The following is a 17,013-nucleotide window of genomic DNA, read 5'->3' on the forward strand; positions in this document are numbered from 1 at the left end:
CGCTTAGCAGAACAAGAAATGAATGCAAAGACCTGCTAATTGGCTTCAATGCAAAATCTTACAGGCCCGGAGGCATGACGTGAGCATCGGAAAGATCCAGTTCAACCGACCTTATATGACAGGTCAGGAATTTCATTTCATTGAACAGGCGAAACTCGGCAACGTACTCGCCGGAGATGGTCCGTTCACCAAGCATTGCCACCGTTGGCTCGAAGAAACAACAGGCTCTGTCAAAGCGCTCCTTACCCACTCATGCACCGCCGCTCTCGAAATGGCTGCGTTGCTGCTGGACATTCAGCCTGGTGACGAAGTCATCATGCCTTCCTTCACTTTCGTCTCAACGGCTAACGCGTTTGTTTTACGCGGTGCAGTGCCCGTTTTCGTCGATATACGGGAAGACACCCTGAACCTTGACGAACAGCTGATTGAAGAGGCTATTACCTCCCGGACCAGAGCGATCGTCCCCGTCCATTACGCAGGCGTAGCGTGTGAAATGGATATCATCCTGGACATCGCTCGTCGCCATGGCTTGAAAGTGGTGGAGGATGCCGCTCAGGGGGTGATGGCAAGCTATAAAGGACAGGCACTGGGAAGCATTGGCGATCTAGGGGCTTTCAGCTTCCACGAAACCAAGAACGTGATTTCCGGCGAGGGCGGTGCGCTGTTGGTCAAAGACGCCTCTCTGGCTTTACGTGCTGAAATCATTCGAGAAAAAGGAACCGATCGCAGCCGGTTTTTCCGCGGAGAAGTCGATAAGTACACATGGCAGGAAGTAGGCTCTTCTTTCCTGCCTGGCGAACTTATTGCAGCGTTTCTCTGGGCGCAATTGCAGGAAGCGCAAACAATCACGTCACGACGTCTGGCGAGTTGGCAGCACTACCATGAACTGCTTGCCCCTCTTGAAGACAATGGGATCTTGCGTCGCCCGATAGTTCCCAATGAATGTCAGCACAACGCGCATATGTATTATGTCTTGCTTAACCCGGAAATAGATCGACATAACGTATTGACCACCTTGAAACAAAACTCCATTGACGCGGTTTTCCATTATGTCCCTTTACACTCCTCGCCCGCCGGGCAGCGCTATGGGCGAATGCAGGGCTCGCTGGAAGTCACCAATCAACAGTCGGAACGTTTGATCAGATTGCCTTTATGGGTAGGACTCACTGAACCGCAACAACAAAGGGTAATTGAGTGTTTATTGCACGCCACAAACTAAGTCGCAAACAGGAAAAAAGCAGGTAACCCATCAAGAGCAATGTTGGGTTACGACCACCTGCACCGCCGCCTGCTTCAGACAAAACAAAGAAGCGATTGCGATTTTTATTGGCCCCTCTTCATTCGATGACACTTTCCGACTTAGGAAGTGAAGCAGCCAATACAATAAAAACAAGTGAACCATCAGAAATCACACTGTTTCGATACGCAAGGTTGTAAACATGAACAAAATAACAGAAAAAAAAATACCACTTATCGTTATCGGCTTGTTTTTTTTCCTGTTGCTGAGCGGGATTTTCGTTCCGATCTACGGAGACGAAATAGTTTCCAAATGGAGCGTTGCCAGATTTTTTCTAGAAGATCAAAACCTGGTTTCTTTTTTTCCACAGTGCTCGACAATGTCTGACCGAGCTGTCTCTTGGGTTTTCTATCCTGCCGCGCTACTAGTATCGGCGACATATGCTTACCTTACACCGCTTGGGGTACGGTTAAGTGGGATAATTTTATCCTTGGGCTGGTTTGCTTTACTTGCACTCTGGTGCTTTAAACAAACGGATGATAGAACGTCCGCCATTCGGCGGTTTGCCGGCCTGATTGCATTCGCATCATTAGGCATTATGCCGTACTTGTGGGTGCTGTCTCGCGCTGAACAATTCATGACTTTACCCATTTTGATTTTCTGTGTGTCAGCACTCTATTTTAAGGGAACGAAGTCATTAGGATTACAGTTCGCAGGGGCGATATTATTTACCATCGTGCTTTCTTGCTTTTTTTATGTACATCCAAAAAGCCTGTTTTTCCTCCCTTTTTTGCTGACTGCTCTGTGGTTTACAACCGAGACATATCACAAACTGATTCGCCTTGCACTTCTTGCCTATGCGGTTATATTATTTGCTCAAGTGCTCCACGAGTCAAACGCAATTGCAGCCTGTAAAGATGCGCCAGCAATGCAAGCTATGCTGGCAGCCAACACATTGTTGCCCGGGATGCTTTTTTCTGAACCCACTGAGTTTATTCAGGCAGCCTACAGCAATATCGTAAACTTTCCAGAGCGGTTGTTATCGCATTTAACCTTCAACGCGTACTCGCAATCAGGCTGGCTCCCTCCCATCGAAGGGAATACCAGCTTCTTGTTCCTATTAAACCTGGTGATAAAGTACTTACTTTATGCCTTCATCGTTGGCGCACACCTTTGGAGCGTAACAGAATTCGTTATTAAACTAGCAAAGAGAAAGCTTTCTGCCCCCATTCTCCTGGCTGCCTTTCTGGCATCGGCAGACATTATAAATGCTCTGCTTTTCAATATTCAAAACTTCTATTCCGGCTCTCAATTTCTTCCAATATCGATAATCTTAACCGCTTTATTACTTCCATCATCGGACACCAGAATATCATACCGGAGCCTGGCCATCGGCTATTCCGCTATCTTGATGCTTTCCATTTTATCGATGATAACGCTCCTATCTTTAGTCACTCCATCCACGATAAAAAACGCATCATCCGAGAAGGCGATTCTGCCTGGTCAACCCCTATCAATTCCGGTTTTTAATACGCAATCGCACCTGAATTCCATAAAGGCCCTTGGTGCTTCCTGCGGGCTTTCCCCTAAAAACTCCGAAAGCCTTGTGCTTGACCACATGACATACTTTGCTTTTCTCCAGGACAAAAAGCCCATCCATGTACTCTATGTTTCTGAATTCGGCTTTGGTGGCGACTTGGTGAACGGACGGCTACTTCCATTTTTGAGAGAACTCGGCAGCCCCGGAGCTATTACGCGCTGTGAGTGGATGCCTACACCGTTTCGCAAAGCACAAAAAAGCAATGACATGGGTTATTGCTGTGTCAATTTCAATGACTTATAGAACATGCATTTTATTCATTTAATAGGTGTCTGAGCGAAATGAAGAAAATCGCTATCGTGCAATCCAACTACATACCCTGGAAGGGTTATTTCGACATGATTGCCGCTGTCGATGAATTTATTCTCTACGACGACATGCAATACACCCGGCGTGACTGGCGCAACCGCAACCAGATCAAAACGCCGCAAGGTCTGCAGTGGTTGACGGTACCGGTCAAGGTCAAGGGCAAGTACCATCAAACAATTTTCGAAACCGAAATCGAGGGCACGGACTGGGCAGCGGTACACTGGAAATCATTGCAGCAAAACTATCGTCGAACGCCTTATTTTGATGAGATTTCGGCTTGGCTTGAACCGCTTTATCTGACGCCTTATACGCGGCTATCCGACCTTAACCGGGCCTTTCTTGAGCGAATCTGCCTGTATCTAGGGATCAAGACGCTCATCAGCAGCTCATCGGATTACACGTTGAGTGATGGAAAAACCGAACGCCTGGCAGATCTTTGTGTGCAAGCAGGCGCCACCGAGTATATTTCTGGTCCGGCGGCCCGGGACTATGTCGAGGCCGATGTGTTCTCCGAACGAGGCGTTCATCTGAGCTGGTTCGATTACTCCGGTTATCTTGAATATCCACAGCTCTGGGGCGACTTTTCTCACTACGTCACCATTCTTGATTTGTTATTCAATTGTGGGAAAGAAGCACCTAACTATATGAAGTTMATACGCCCATGAAACTTTCCATTGTTGCGACGCTTTACCAATCAGCCAGTTACCTCGCCGAATTTCACCTACGAGCAAGCGCGGCCGCTCAAGAGCTGGTGGGCGATGATTATGAAATCGTCCTGGTTAACGACGGTTCACCCGATAACAGTCTCGATACCGCCGTGCAATTGACTGAGCATGACCACCATGTTGTGGTCGTCGACCTGTCACGCAATTTTGGCCATCACAAAGCGATGATGACGGGCCTGGCCCACGCCTCGGGTGAACGCGTTTTTCTGATCGACAGTGATCTGGAAGAAGAGCCCGAATGGCTTCTCACGTTCGCGCAGCAGATGGCTGAAGATAAAAGTGATGTGGTCTATGGCGTGCAGGAGTGTCGTAAAGGCAATTTCCTCGAACGTATCAGCGGGAGGTGGTTCTATGGCCTGTTCAGGCTGCTCACAGGCTTGAACCTTCCCGAAAACATCGTGACCGCACGGTTGATGACCCGTCGGTATGTGGATGCATTGCTGTGCCACCAGGAGCGTGAGGTATTCATGGCTGGCCTTTGGTACATCACGGGGTTCATTCAGAAACCGATCACCATCAAGAAACACAGTACCAGCGAAACGACCTACACCTTCCGCAGAAAAATGTCGCTGCTGGTCAACTCCGTGACTTCATTCAGTAACGCACCCTTGATTGGCATTTTTTACATTGGCCTGTCGATTTCGCTATTGTCGTGCGTTTACATTTCTTACCTGCTGATCGTCAAACTGGTTTTTGCCACACCGCTAGACGGATGGACCTCGGTGATGGCATCTATTTGGCTCTTGGGCGGGATGATCATTTCTTTTATAGGTGTCGTGGGTATCTATTTGTCGAAGATATTTTCCGAGACTAAACGGCGCCCCTACACCATCGTGAGGCAAGTTCATGGAAAGCAATAAAACTGAACTGCTATCTGAAGTGGCCGAGTACTACTCCTCAAAGTTGGCCCAGCACGGTGAAACCCCTCAGGGAGTCGACTGGAATGGCAAAGAAGGGCAGTACCTGCGGTTTGCCCAACTCAACACCATCATCGACGGTCAAACACCCTTTTCGGTCAATGATATCGGCTGTGGCTACGGTGCGTTCTACGACTTCCTGCAAGAGCGGCACAATGCGTTTTCCTATGACGGCATCGATGTGTCCGAGGATATGGTCAGCGCCGCAAGGTTACGCTACAAAGATCGTTCCCCTGTGCAATTCCATACCGGTAGCGAGCCTGTGCAACTCGCGGACTACGGCTTCGCAAGCGGCATTTTTAATGTCCGACTGGGGAGGACCGATGCAGAGTGGCTGACCTACATCGAAAGCGTTCTGGATACACTCGACAAGACCAGCCGCCTGGGATTCGCCTTCAACTGCCTGACCTCCTACTCTGATGCCGACAAGATGCGCGATTATCTTTACTACGCCGATCCCTGCATGCTGTTCGATCTGTGTAAACGTCGCTACTCACGCAATGTGGCGCTGCTTCATGACTATGATCTCTACGAGTTCACTATCCTGGTGAGGAAGCAGCCATGAAGAAATCCCTGATTATTTTCGGTGCAGGCGATATTGCGCAACTCGCCCATTACTACTTCTCTTCAGACTCGGACTATGAAGTCGTTGCCTTTTCTGTTGACGCTGCTTATTTGACCGAAAACGTTTTCTGCGGACTTCCGGTCTTCGCATTTGAGGAACTCACCACCTATTACCCGCCAGAAAAGTGCGAGTTATTTGTTGCGCTCAGCTACTCGAAGCTCAATGCCGTGCGCAAAGAAAAGTACCTTGCCGGCAAGGCCATGGGCTACCGATTTGCCAATTTCATCAGCTCTCATGCCACTGTCCTGAATGATGGACGAATCGGAGAGAACTGCTTCATTCTCGAAGACAATACCATTCAGCCATTTGTCACCCTCGGCAACAACGTGACGCTGTGGAGTGGTAATCATATAGGCCATCACTCCACAATCAGGGATCACTCCTTCATTGCCTCGCACGTGGTAATTTCTGGCGGGGTAGAAATTGGCGAACAGTGCTTTATAGGCGTCAATGCAACGCTGCGCGACCATATCAAAGTCGGTGATCGGTGCGTTATCGGTGCAGGCGCATTGCTATTAAGCGATGCCGAGCCCGAAGGCCTGTACGTTGGATCAGCGACAGAGCGCTCTAAAGTGCCTAGCACCAAGCTGAGGAAAATATGACGCCCTACTGGCAAAAATTGGGACTGCTTTACTGCCCTTCCAGTACCGGGCGGCATCCCAAGCTTTTGACTCATGTCGCCAATCCCTTACCGGTTTTGCTTGAGGGCGATATCTATCGGATCTACTACAGCGGCAGGGACGGCGACAATCGCTCCTCTGTTGGCGCGGTCGATATCGATATCATTACTCGCCAGGTAATCCGTGAGCACCACGAACCGATGTTCGAGCATGGCGCCGAAGGCAGTTTTTTTGCAGATGGAGTAAGCATCGGTAATTGCTATGACGTCGACGGCGTGCGGTACATGCTATTCATGGGCTGGCAAAACCCCGTAGATGGCCATTGGCGCGGTGATATCGGCCGGCTCATCGTCAATCCCGATCTAACCCTGAAACTGGAAAGTCGTGAACCTTTCATGGGTGCAGACCCTACGGACCCCATCAGCCTTTCTTACCCATGGGTCATGCAAAGTGCCAACGGGGACTACGACATGTGGTACGGGTCGACCGCAAGCTGGGATGCCGGTAATGGAGAGATGCTGCATACCCTAAACTACGCAACATCCATCGATGGGCATCATTGGGCTCGGCAGGGGTTGGCCGTTCCTTATGTCATTGGAAAGGCGCAAGCCTTCTCAAGACCAACCGTCATAGGCTCTAGAGAAATCGGTTTTGAAATGTGGTTCTCCTATCGTAGTGGCGCGGGTGAAACCTACAGAATCGGCTATGCACGCAGTCATGACGGTCATTCCTGGCAACTGTGTCTGGACGCTTGCGGTATTGATGTCTCGGAGGGCGATTGGGACTCAGCGATGATCGAGTATCCCTATGTGTTTATCCACAAAGCACAGCGCTACATGCTGTACAACGGCAACGGTTATGGAAAGTCCGGATTTGGTCTGGCGGCGTGGGTAAATGCGTAAATTGCTCTCGAAACTACCCGATAGGGCCTCGACCATCGAGCTGCTGCGCTATGGCGTCATTGGCCTTCTCACCAACTCAATAGGTTATATGGTTTATCTATTGATTACGTATGCTGGCGGAACTCCGAAAATCACAATGAGCGTGCTCTATGCAGTGGGTACTGCTATCGGTTTTATCGGTAACCGCAAGTGGACGTTTTCCCACGATGGGGATCTGCTGAGCGCGGGGGCACGCTATATTTTTGCGCACAGTCTCGGCTACACATTGAATTTGTCCATTCTCATCGTGATGGTGGACTATCTGGGTTACCCGCATCAGTGGGTCCAAATACTGTCGATATTTGCGGTGGCGGGCTTTCTTTTCCTGATGTTCAAATTTTTTGTGTTTCCGAAAGCATCAGTTGATCAAAGAAGCGAGGCATAGGTGCACAGACTTATCGGCAGCGCTCTTCAGTCCAGGAGAGCCGTATTGGCCCACTCACGCACCTCGGCATACGGATAATCCTCCAGCGCTGCAAACCCTGGAATTGCCCGCGCCTTGAGCTTGGTAAACAGCGGCACGCTGATACCGCACAAGAACCGTGTCAGCCGTTCCGCACCCGGCACATGGCCGTTGTACGCCTCATGCCTGTGGATAAAGTCGCCACACAGCGCCTCGAAGTTTTTATCCACAAGCGCCGGCAGCTCAGGCGGCTCCGGCAGACGGGCAACCTGCCCATGACACACCGAACAATGCCCGCACTGCTGCGGCGCATTTTCGTCGCCGAAGTACTGCGCCAATCGATAGCCGAGGCAGTGCTCGGTGGCGAACAGATCGAGCATCGCATGGATACGCGCGATTTCGGTGCGTTCATGGTGCGTGAAGTAGCCATGCAACTCGGCGCTCAACGCCTGAGCATCGAAGTCCGTCATCAGCAGGCTATAGACCTCGGTCATCTGCTTGCTTTCCAGCTCGACCCAACCCTTCTCCTGGAAGTAATCCAGCGCCTTGACCACCCGGTTGCGCTCGGCTTGATGCTGTTGGTACAGCGCCTCGAAATTCACCGTGGCCCAGGTTCGCGCACGGCTGGAGGTCTGGATGATCGCCTCGACGAAGTCCCGTCGCTCGCCTTCGAAACGTGCCAACAAGGCTTCAGGCTCCAGCAGGAACTTGAAACGATATTCGGCGAAGTAGGCGTAACGCGGTGCGATCAAACCTTTGAGTTCAAGCTGCACCAGCAAGGTCTTGAGCGGCAGTTGGCGGATATTGCTCTGGTCGGCCAGCGGCCCCAGCAAAAACTCCCATTGCCCATCCGGCGCAGCGGCTTGCAGTTCGTCGAGCACACAGCGGATGCCGTCCAGCTCCGGCGTGTCGCCGTACACGAAGTTTTCCAACACGTTGAGGCTGTCGCGGTTGGCCAGCACCAGGCAGTCGGAAGGCTGCCCGTCACGCCCGGCGCGGCCGATTTCCTGACTGTAGTTTTCGATGGATTTCGGCAGGTCGAAATGCACCACGTTGCGGATGTCGCTCTTGTCGATGCCCATGCCGAACGCGATGGTGGCGACGATGCAATTGGACTGCCCGCCCATGAACCGACGCTGGATCGCTTCCCGCTGTTCGTGGGGCAAACCGGCATGATAGGCCTCGGCCTGAAGACCGTTTTGACTCAAATGCTGGGCAATCTGCTCGGCGGTTTTCTGCAAGGTCACGTAGACGATGCTCGGCTGCCCGGCACGCTGGCTCATCCACTCCACCAGACGCCGGCGCTTGTCCTGGCCACGCACCGGCTCAACCAGCAAATTCAGGTTGGGGCGATAGAAACCGGTGGTCACCACATCGTTCGCCGCGATGGCGAATTTCGCCTGCATGTCGGCGATCACCTTGGGCGTTGCAGTGGCCGTCAGCAGCAAGGTTTGCGGGATGTTGAACTGGCGCTGGTAGTCCGGCAGCTTCAGGTAATCCGGACGGAAGTTGTGGCCCCACTCGGAGATACAGTGCGCCTCGTCCACCACCAGCAACGAAATCGGCACTTGCTGCAAAAAGTTGCGAAAGCGCTCGTTCTTTAAGCGCTCCACAGAAATCATCAGGATCTTCAATTCGCCGGAACGCGCCCGCGCCATCACCTCGTTGGCGTCATCGCGGCTCTGCGCCGAATCGATACTTGCAGCGGCAATGCCGTGGCGCTGCAAGAACGCCAGCTGGTCCTGCATCAGCGCCAGCAATGGCGACACCACCAGCGTCAGGTGCGGCAGTAACACGGCCGGCAACTGATAGCACAAGGATTTGCCGGAACCGGTCGGAAAAATCGCCGCCGCCGAGCGCCCGGCCAACACCGCACTGACCGCCGCCTCCTGGCCGGGCCGAAACTGTGGATAACCAAAGACCTGTTCGAGGGTGTTGTGCATAAGCTGTCACTCCGTTGACTGCTGCCATGCCGAAAGCCTAGCCGGCCAAAGCAGCGAGTCGAGAAAAGGTCGGGCGCAAAAGAGATACGGAATGATACAGGGAGGGAGTGTCGCAAGAGCACTGATCGTTCCGCGCCAGGCGTGGAACGATCGTAAACGAATGAGTCGGGCCTACATCTGGGCCCTACAGTCGACCCACTTCACACCGTTGCGCTGATTCGCCGCAATCAACGCGGGAACGGCTTTCGGTGCCTTGTCGTGGATGTCATGGAACAGGATGATCCCGCGGCGCCACAGCAGCATCAGGGTCTGCACGCGCTGGGTCGCGGCATCTGCGTTGATCTGCTTGCTCCAGTCCTGGGAGTCGATGCCCCAGAGCATCACTTTCAGCCCCTGAGCCTTGAAGAACCCGGCGCTGTCGCTGCGACGCTGGCCATACGGCGGGCGAAACAACGACTGATAGTCATCCGGAACCGTACCGCGCACCAGCGTCACCGAACGGTTGATCGACGACTGCCACTCGCTCCAGGCGCTGTGGGACTTATGCTCCCAGCCATGCAGGGCGACGCACTGACCTCGGTACAATTCGCGCATTTTGTCTGGCGAAGATTTACGCAAACGCGCCTGAAAGGGCTCGCCAAGCACAAAGAACACGCCGTGCAGATCGTTCGCCCGCAGTACGTTGGCCACGGCGTCTGTGTGCTTGTCGATGCCGCTCGGGCCATCGTCAAACGTCAGCAGAAACTGCCGGTCAGCCAACTCATCGCCGGTCAGTTCGGCGCTGTCGAAGCGCTCGATCTCGCTGCTGATCGTTGGGAACAGCGCGGCCAGGCGCAGTTGCTCGTTCAAATACTGCTCGTGAAATACCCGGCTGACCGAAGCCCATGCGGCATAGGCCGGGCCGACCTCGCCGGTGAAGCTAGCCGCCTGCTGACGCAAATCGTCGAGGCCACGCACCTGTGGACAAAACAGCTCGGCTGCGCAGTTCTGGCTGGCACTGCGGTAGTTGCTCAACAACCGGTCCCAGAAACGCTGGCGCACCTGCTCCACGGATTTGAACTCGACTTGCTTCACACCCAAACGCTGCTTGAGGGCGTTTTCGTCCAGTGCTTCGCTGGCCAGCAACACCTTGCCGAACATCAGCATCTCGGCGCGCGAGGCCGTATCGAAACCCGCCTCAGTGACCAACGAACCTGGCCAGCCGCCACGATCAATCGTCGCGAACACCGCCGCACCTACCGCGTGCGCAGTGTTTGCCCACAGGCAACCGAGCAGTAAAAAAGTAAAAGCCCGTAACCGCATACCCAGCTCCTTAAATGCACAACGCGCCGATAGCGGCGCGTTGTGGGGTCAACTCAACGCAAACCAATCAGCGGTTTTGCACGCGCTCGATCGCCTTGTCATACACCGGGTTGGCTTTTTGCTGCTTGGCCAACTGGTAATGACGCAATGCGTCGGGGAACTGATTCGCCGCTTCATAGATACGGGCGATGTTGTAGTAGGAACTGGCGCGAACAGTGGCAGCCGAATTGCCGCTGGCCAGCGCGATAGCCTTGCGGTTGGCCCAGATCGACTCGGCCGTGTTACCGGCCTTCTGATACGCCAGACCCAGGTTGCTGTAGGCCTGACCAAAACCGTTGTTCAGTTCGATAGCCTGACGATAGAAGTCGATCGCCTGCGGCAGGTCGCCGGCGTGGTAGGCCGCTTCGCCTTTCTGGTTCAGGTTTTTCGCATCCGACAGCGCCGAAGTACTGACCGCCACGGCAGTAACGGCCACGTTGTCATCGAGCAACGGCGAGACTTCGTTCAACACGCTCTTGGCATCGACCTGCGAGCCCGTGAAGTTGTTGATGTCCTGGAAATCGCCACTGCCGGTCATGCGGAACACGGTCCACAGGTTGCCACTGCGGTTTTGCGGTACGTAGTAAGTGCGCACCAGTGACTGGCCCATGTACACGAACACTTTGGCCTGGCTGTTGGAGAGTGCACGCGAGTTCGGATTGCCGCTGTTGCTGAAGTCATGCACGGCGTAAACGTAGCTCTCGCCGTAGTGCTTTTTCTCCAGGGTGATGGTTTCCGGGCCATAGCTGGTGGTGTCGTCCACATCCAGGTTGGCATCGTCGCCATGTTGGCTGCCGAAGTAGATGTTGTTGCCGGGGAAGATCATGTGCGAGTCGAGGTCCGACGGGGTCGCGCCCCAGGTCAGCACCACACGCAGGCCATCGAGGTTGGTCATCACCGGGCTGATGGCATAGGTCATGCCCTTGCACGGGCACTTAACCACCAGGTTGGAATAACCCGGCTTCTTGATGATCAGCAGGTTGCTGGCGTCATCGGCAAAATCGGCGGTCAGGCTGACCTGGCCCTGAGCATTGGTACGCCCCACCACGTTCTGTGCGCCGTTGCGTTGCAACAGCACTTCAGCGTCGGCGATCTTCTGATCCTTGACCACCGCACTCAACACCTCGATCGGCAGTTGTTCAGCCTGCGCAGAGCCAAACGCGGCCCACAGCGACAAAATCGAAGCCATACGAAGCAATCGCATACCTAATTCCCTTTAAGTGTTTAAACAGACGCCTAGAAACGTCCTACGGATTCTGGCGCGCACCATACCGAAATTTGCAGCGTTTCGCCTGACAATTGCGTAGGAAAATTGATCTCTAGGGGAATCGCCGTGAAAAAACTCGGGCAGTGCGTAGTCCTGCGCTTTGCGATGGACGCAGAGCGTCACCGGATGCGTTACCACGCGGAGCGTGGGAGCGATCAAGGGTGTTGTGCATAACCTGTCACTCCGTTGACTGCTTCCATGCCGAAAGCCTAGCCGGCAAATGCAGCGAGTCGAGACAAGGTCGTGGGTAAAACGCTACAGATTGATACACCCGGAACTACAAATCAGCTCACGGGAGAACGGTATTATCGGTAAGGTTTGCGCTCACACACTGCGTCTTCCAATTGAAAACGCTATCGTCCGCGAGCACCTCATCATGGCAGGAAGCCTGATGTGCGCGGATGCCACACATGAAGGACCACACCATGCCTCAAACGCATCTCCCACCCTGTTTTTCGCGCTGGTCGCGTACAACCCTGATGACCCTGCCTCTGCTGTTGACCGGATGCCTTACGGTGCCTGAAAAGCCCGGCGTCGAACCTGCAGCCCAGGCCTTCGAAACACCGGAATACCACGCCCAAAAAGGACTGGCGATCATCAAGGCATCAGCACTCTACGCCCGCGGTGGTAGCGGTCAGGGCGTAAGCGTCGCGTTGGTCGACTCAGGCCTGAATGCCGACTTGCCCGAGTTCTCGGGACGTATCAGCGATCAAGGGTACGACTACGTTACCAACAGCCCCGGCACCTTTGACAGACTCGGCCATGGAACACAGATGGCCGGCATCCTCGCTGCAAACAAAGACGATCAAGGCATGCACGGTGTTGCCTTCAATGCTCAACTGATCCCGTTGCGCTTTGGTGATGACGATGAACCATTCTTTTTCGACAGCGAAATCGCCCAGTCATGGAAGTATGCGTTCGATAAAGGTGCACGCATTTTCAACAACTCCTGGGCCAATGCCATCCCGGCCACCGAGATAACCGAATCCCGTTACAACCAGGTCATGCCCGAGTCCCTTGTCGCGGCGCGACAGTTGGTCGATGACGGCGCAGTTTTCGTCTTTCCGACAGGTAATGAATTAAAACGCGAACCCCTCGCTGAAGCGGGTCTGCCTTTGGCGATTCCTGAACTGGAGAAGGGTTGGATTGCTGTCGTCGCCCTGAAACAGGATGGTACGGCCATTAACGCCAAATCCAACTACTGTGGCGTGGCCAGGCGCTGGTGCATCGCCGTACCCGGTGGAGACTCCGGCCCCGACGCAGGCCTGCAAACCACCCTCAAGTCCGGCGGTTACGGTCAAACAGCCGGAACCTCACCTGCTGTGGCCATCGTCAGCGGCGCACTGGCGGCCCTGCAAAGCCACTACCCGCACATGAGCCCACAACAACTTCGCGACCGCCTGCTGGATAGCGCAAACCGAACCGGTATCTACGCTAACAGTGAGGCTTATGGTCGGGGCCTGCTGGACCTTGAAGCCGCCTCGCGTCCCGCACCAGACGCCGTGGCCAGGTAAGTCAGTCATTGCAGTGTCGATGCACAGCAGCCATCGAGACGATCGCTGCTGTATTCAGTTCCCCGAGCATTATCTCCACCCGCCAGCACTCGCTACGCAATCGACTGCGTTTCAACTTACGAAATGCCCTACACATTCTGGCGCCTGACCTACTGCTGTTCTATTCGCCACGCCTGACAGGCGCGTAGGAAACACGACGTTTCGGCAGATCGCTGAAAAAACCTCGAAAACTACGTAGGCCTAAGCCTCAGGGCCTCGTAAATCCCCTACAAAGTCTGTCCATTCACGCCGTCTTGCTGCGCTTTGCCGAACCTCTCTATAGTTTGCGACGTGGCTAAACCCCGTGTGTCGGCCTGCAGGAGCGACGTCGCGACTTCCTACTGGACACGTTCAATGAACCCGCTCGATCCGTCTAACAACCGCTATCACCCACTCAAAACCAGCTACAGCGAAACCCCGGTTATGGTCATCGATACCGAGGCCAACCCCCACGCCATCCTGGACGCCGCCCGACAACGCATCCGCGCCTCCAGCGACCTGCTCGAAACGCTGTATTGCCTGTGCTTCAAACAAGCGGATGTGAAAGACATTCCGAATATCGTCAATGCGCTTTATCTGCTGACTCAGGATGGGAGTGAGTTGCTTGAGGTGGCACGGCAGCGGATGGCGAGGTGAAAAACACTGCTCGTTCCCGCGCGCGTGGGAACGAGCAAAAAAACCAGACATCCTACGTCGGCAGACAGACCGATAGACACAGCCTTACCAATCTTCGTCCCCGTCCTACAACCTCGTGCTCCTTGTCGGCTATCGCCAGCCGACACACCATACCTATAGTCGTGACTGTCGCTGCCAAATCAGCGGCTCGGGCTTGGTCACCCGGACGAGAGGCACACACTTCCCTTAAATAGAGGCGCTCCTCAATGACCACATTAAATCCGTTTGTAGATCGCTACCGCCCACTTCAAACCAACCTCACTGACACCTCGCCCCTGATCATCGACATAGAGGCCGACCCGCAAGACATCCTCGAAGCCGCGCTACAACGCATCCGCGCCTCCAGCGACCTGCTCGAAACCTTGCACTGCCAATGCTTCAAACACGGCGACGTGAAAGACATCCCCCACATCACCCACGCCCTGTACCTGCTGACTCAAGATGGCTGCGATCTACTCCAGGTTGCCCAGCAACGCATGCTGAACTGGAAAGCGCCGTCCTGAAGTCCGAGTGAACAGATCGTTCCCACGCTCTGCGTGAGAACGATCGAATGCAAAGCATTGAAAGCCGTCATCAAACACTGGAGATAACCATGAGCATGTTTTTTGATGAGCTGATGAAAAGCGCGCAACAGATGGACGAGATCGTACGGGGTGAACGCCTGCCTTCCCGCGAATTCCATATTGACGCGTTGCAAGTCAAAGAAATTCGTAAGCGCGGGAACGATCAACTGCGTAGCAAGGGCCTTCCACCCAAACCCTACGCCCCATAACATTCCTGCATGCCTCAACCGGACTGTTAACCATGAACCTCGCCCCCAACTTCCCCGACGACAACGCCATGCAGTTACTCATGCAGTTGCTGCACGAAGAGCTCGGCTTGCCCGAACGCAAAACCATCAGCCTCAACACCTCGATCAATTTCGACCTCGGCTGCGACGGCTCAGACGCTCGGCACCTGATGGAAGCCCTGGAAGAACAGTTCGCCATCGACTTCGTCGACTACGACGCCTATCGCTACTTTCAGCCCGAAGGCTTTGACGTGTTTCTCAAACGCCGGGCGAAGGGCCGTGGCGACAAAGTCCCGCTGACCATTGGCATGCTCTACCAAGCCATCAAGGCGCAACGGTGGGATACACAGGAACTGGAAGGCAAGCCGAACACATAAGTGCCATTATTCTGGCCGTTTAACGCCTTTTCAGCTGGAATATTGGTAGTTCTACCTCCGCCGGCCTGAATTGCGCTCACAAAAAAGCCGCCCCTAAGGGCGGCTTTCTCTTACCTCAAACCACTACCGATAATTACAACTTCGGACCAGCAGCCTTGATCGCGTCGCTCACTTCGAACTTCTTGAAGTTCTCGATGAACAGACCGGCCAGCGCCTTGGCAGCTTCATCGTAAGCAGCCTTGTCAGCCCAGGTGTTGCGTGGGTTCAACAGGCCAGTCTCAACGCCTGGCACAGCCAATGGCACGTCGAGGTTGATGGTGTCGAGGTGTTCGGTACCTGCACCGATCAGCGCGCCGCTCTGGATCGCTGCGATCACCGCGCGGGTGGTCGGGATGTTGAAGCGTTTGCCGACGCCGTAGCCGCCGCCGGTCCAGCCGGTGTTGACCAGGTAGACCTTGGAGCCGAAGCCGCGGATGCGCTTGATCAGCAGCTCTGCGTATTCGCCAGCCGGACGCGGGAAGAACGGTGCGCCGAAGCAGGTGGAGAAGGTCGACTTGATGCCGCTGCCCGAACCCATTTCGGTCGAGCCCACCAGTGCGGTGTAGCCGGACAGGAAGTGGTAGGCCGCTTGTTCTTCATTGAGGATCGACACTGGTGGCAGCACGCCGGTCAGGTCGCAGGTCAGGAAGATCACTGCGTTTGGCTCGCCGCCCAGGTTCTTCTCGGAACGCTTGGCAACGTGCTCCAGCGGGTAGGCGGCGCGGCTGTTCTGGGTCAGGCTGACATCGGTGTAGTCGGCGTGCTTGGCGTCATCGATAACAACGTTTTCCAGGACGGCGCCGTGTTTGATGGCTTTCCAGATGACCGGCTCGTTCTTCTCGGACAGGTCGATGCACTTGGCATAGCAACCGCCTTCGATGTTGAACACCACGCCCTCGCCCCAGCCGTGTTCGTCGTCACCGATCAGGTAACGGCTTTCGTCGGCGGACAGGGTGGTCTTGCCGGTGCCGGACAGACCGAAGAACAGGGTCACGTCGCCCTCTTCGCCGATGTTGGCGGCGCAGTGCATTGGCAGTACGTCGGCGGCCGGCAGCAGGAAGTTCTGCACCGAGAACATGGCTTTCTTCATTTCACCGGCGTAGCGCATGCCGGCGAGCAGCACTTTCTTCTGCGCAAAGTTGATGATCACGCAGCCGTCGGAGTTGGTGCCGTCACGCTCTGGCACGCACTCGAAGTTGGCGACGTTCAGAACTTGCCACTCTTCACGACCGGCCGGGTTGTACTTGGCCGGGTTGATGAACAGGCAACGACCGAACAGGTTCTGCCAGGCAGTCTGGGTGGTCATTTTCACGGCCAGGTAATGCTCTTCGGCAGAACCTACGTGCACGTGGGAAACGAAATGCTCTTGTGCGTTGTTGAACGCCTCAACACGAGCCCACAGGGCATCGAACTTGTCGGCCGGGAACTTGCGGTTGATCGGGCCCCAGGCGATGGCGGCCTGAGTGGTTGGCTCTTCAACAATGAAACGGTCGACGGGCGAACGACCGGTACGGTGACCGGTGCGAACGACCAGCGCGCCGGTATCGGCAAGCTCGCCCTCACCGCGACTCAGGGCTTCTTTAACCAGATCATCAACACTCAGATCGGTGTACACAGCATTATTGGCTTGCGTCATGAGGTTCCCCGTCGG

General features: G+C 54.7%; 16 protein-coding genes and 1 pseudogene. 13 read left to right on the forward strand and 4 right to left on the reverse strand.

Annotated elements, in window-relative coordinates; all coding sequences use genetic code 11:
• Positions 1-79: 79 nt before the first annotated feature.
• From rffA to AC1DHT_RS14575, 8 genes are all read left to right on the forward strand, one after another.
• Complete coding sequence (rffA, locus tag AC1DHT_RS14540; RefSeq protein WP_427543326.1) at positions 80-1,219, forward strand: dTDP-4-amino-4,6-dideoxygalactose transaminase; 1,140 nt, start codon at positions 80-82, stop codon at positions 1,217-1,219.
• Between the two features lie 220 nt (positions 1,220-1,439).
• Positions 1,440-3,080 carry a hypothetical protein gene (locus tag AC1DHT_RS14545; protein ID WP_427543329.1) on the forward strand — a complete coding sequence of 547 codons (1,641 nt, stop codon included), beginning with the start codon at positions 1,440-1,442 and terminating at the stop codon, positions 3,078-3,080.
• Positions 3,081-3,118: 38 nt separating this feature from the next.
• The gene (locus AC1DHT_RS14550; protein ID WP_477761380.1) at positions 3,119-3,811 is read left to right on the forward strand and encodes a WbqC family protein; all 693 of its coding nucleotides are present in this window, start codon (positions 3,119-3,121) and stop codon (positions 3,809-3,811) included.
• On the forward strand, positions 3,808-4,731 hold the full coding sequence (locus AC1DHT_RS14555; RefSeq protein WP_427543335.1) for a glycosyltransferase family 2 protein: 924 nt from the start codon (positions 3,808-3,810) through the stop codon (positions 4,729-4,731). The genes AC1DHT_RS14550 and AC1DHT_RS14555 overlap by 4 nt, the downstream gene beginning before the upstream one ends.
• Positions 4,718-5,353 (forward strand): class I SAM-dependent methyltransferase, encoded by a 636-nt coding sequence (locus AC1DHT_RS14560; RefSeq protein WP_427543338.1) that lies wholly within the window; start codon positions 4,718-4,720, stop codon positions 5,351-5,353. The genes AC1DHT_RS14555 and AC1DHT_RS14560 overlap by 14 nt, the downstream gene beginning before the upstream one ends.
• Positions 5,350-6,015 carry an acetyltransferase gene (locus AC1DHT_RS14565; protein WP_427543341.1) on the forward strand — a complete coding sequence of 222 codons (666 nt, stop codon included), beginning with the start codon at positions 5,350-5,352 and terminating at the stop codon, positions 6,013-6,015. The genes AC1DHT_RS14560 and AC1DHT_RS14565 overlap by 4 nt, the downstream gene beginning before the upstream one ends.
• Positions 6,012-6,935 (forward strand): glycoside hydrolase family protein, encoded by a 924-nt coding sequence (locus tag AC1DHT_RS14570; RefSeq protein ID WP_427543344.1) that lies wholly within the window; start codon positions 6,012-6,014, stop codon positions 6,933-6,935. Before AC1DHT_RS14565 ends, AC1DHT_RS14570 begins: the two co-directional genes overlap by 4 nt.
• Positions 6,928-7,359, forward strand: coding sequence for a GtrA family protein (locus tag AC1DHT_RS14575; protein WP_123581502.1), 432 nt, complete (start codon positions 6,928-6,930; stop codon positions 7,357-7,359). The genes AC1DHT_RS14570 and AC1DHT_RS14575 overlap by 8 nt, the downstream gene beginning before the upstream one ends.
• Before the next feature lie 26 nt (positions 7,360-7,385).
• Here the strand turns inward: AC1DHT_RS14575 and AC1DHT_RS14580 are convergent, their stop codons facing one another.
• From AC1DHT_RS14580 to AC1DHT_RS14590, 3 genes are all read right to left on the reverse strand, one after another.
• Entirely contained in the window at positions 7,386-9,320 is a 1,935-nt protein-coding gene (locus AC1DHT_RS14580) for a RecQ family ATP-dependent DNA helicase (RefSeq protein ID WP_427543347.1), read from the reverse strand.
• A gap of 171 nt (positions 9,321-9,491) precedes the next feature.
• Positions 9,492-10,622, reverse strand: coding sequence for a polysaccharide deacetylase family protein (locus AC1DHT_RS14585; protein WP_427543350.1), 1,131 nt, complete (start codon positions 10,620-10,622; stop codon positions 9,492-9,494).
• A 67-nt stretch (positions 10,623-10,689) separates the two neighbouring features.
• Entirely contained in the window at positions 10,690-11,865 is a 1,176-nt protein-coding gene (locus tag AC1DHT_RS14590) for a tetratricopeptide repeat protein (RefSeq protein ID WP_427543353.1), read from the reverse strand.
• Positions 11,866-12,407: 542 nt separating this feature from the next.
• On the opposite strand from AC1DHT_RS14590, the gene AC1DHT_RS14595 reads away from it, so the two are divergent.
• From AC1DHT_RS14595 to AC1DHT_RS14615, 5 genes and pseudogenes are all read left to right on the forward strand, one after another.
• Positions 12,408-13,442 (forward strand): S8 family peptidase, encoded by a 1,035-nt coding sequence (locus tag AC1DHT_RS14595; protein ID WP_427543356.1) that lies wholly within the window; start codon positions 12,408-12,410, stop codon positions 13,440-13,442.
• A gap of 393 nt (positions 13,443-13,835) precedes the next feature.
• The gene (locus tag AC1DHT_RS14600; RefSeq protein WP_427543359.1) at positions 13,836-14,117 is read left to right on the forward strand and encodes a hypothetical protein; all 282 of its coding nucleotides are present in this window, start codon (positions 13,836-13,838) and stop codon (positions 14,115-14,117) included.
• Positions 14,118-14,362: 245 nt separating this feature from the next.
• Positions 14,363-14,659 carry a hypothetical protein gene (locus AC1DHT_RS14605; RefSeq protein WP_427543362.1) on the forward strand — a complete coding sequence of 99 codons (297 nt, stop codon included), beginning with the start codon at positions 14,363-14,365 and terminating at the stop codon, positions 14,657-14,659.
• 89 nt (positions 14,660-14,748) lie between these two features.
• Positions 14,749-14,871 (forward strand): annotated as a pseudogene (locus tag AC1DHT_RS14610) (transcriptional regulator); the annotation flags it as partial.
• An 89-nt stretch (positions 14,872-14,960) separates the two neighbouring features.
• Positions 14,961-15,323, forward strand: coding sequence for a DUF1493 family protein (locus tag AC1DHT_RS14615; RefSeq protein WP_427543365.1), 363 nt, complete (start codon positions 14,961-14,963; stop codon positions 15,321-15,323).
• 133 nt (positions 15,324-15,456) lie between these two features.
• Here the strand turns inward: AC1DHT_RS14615 and AC1DHT_RS14620 are convergent, their stop codons facing one another.
• Positions 15,457-16,998, reverse strand: coding sequence for a phosphoenolpyruvate carboxykinase (locus tag AC1DHT_RS14620; RefSeq protein WP_427543368.1), 1,542 nt, complete (start codon positions 16,996-16,998; stop codon positions 15,457-15,459).
• Positions 16,999-17,013 lie beyond the last annotated feature (15 nt).

This window comes from Pseudomonas sp. 05N432, from assembly GCF_056396945.1.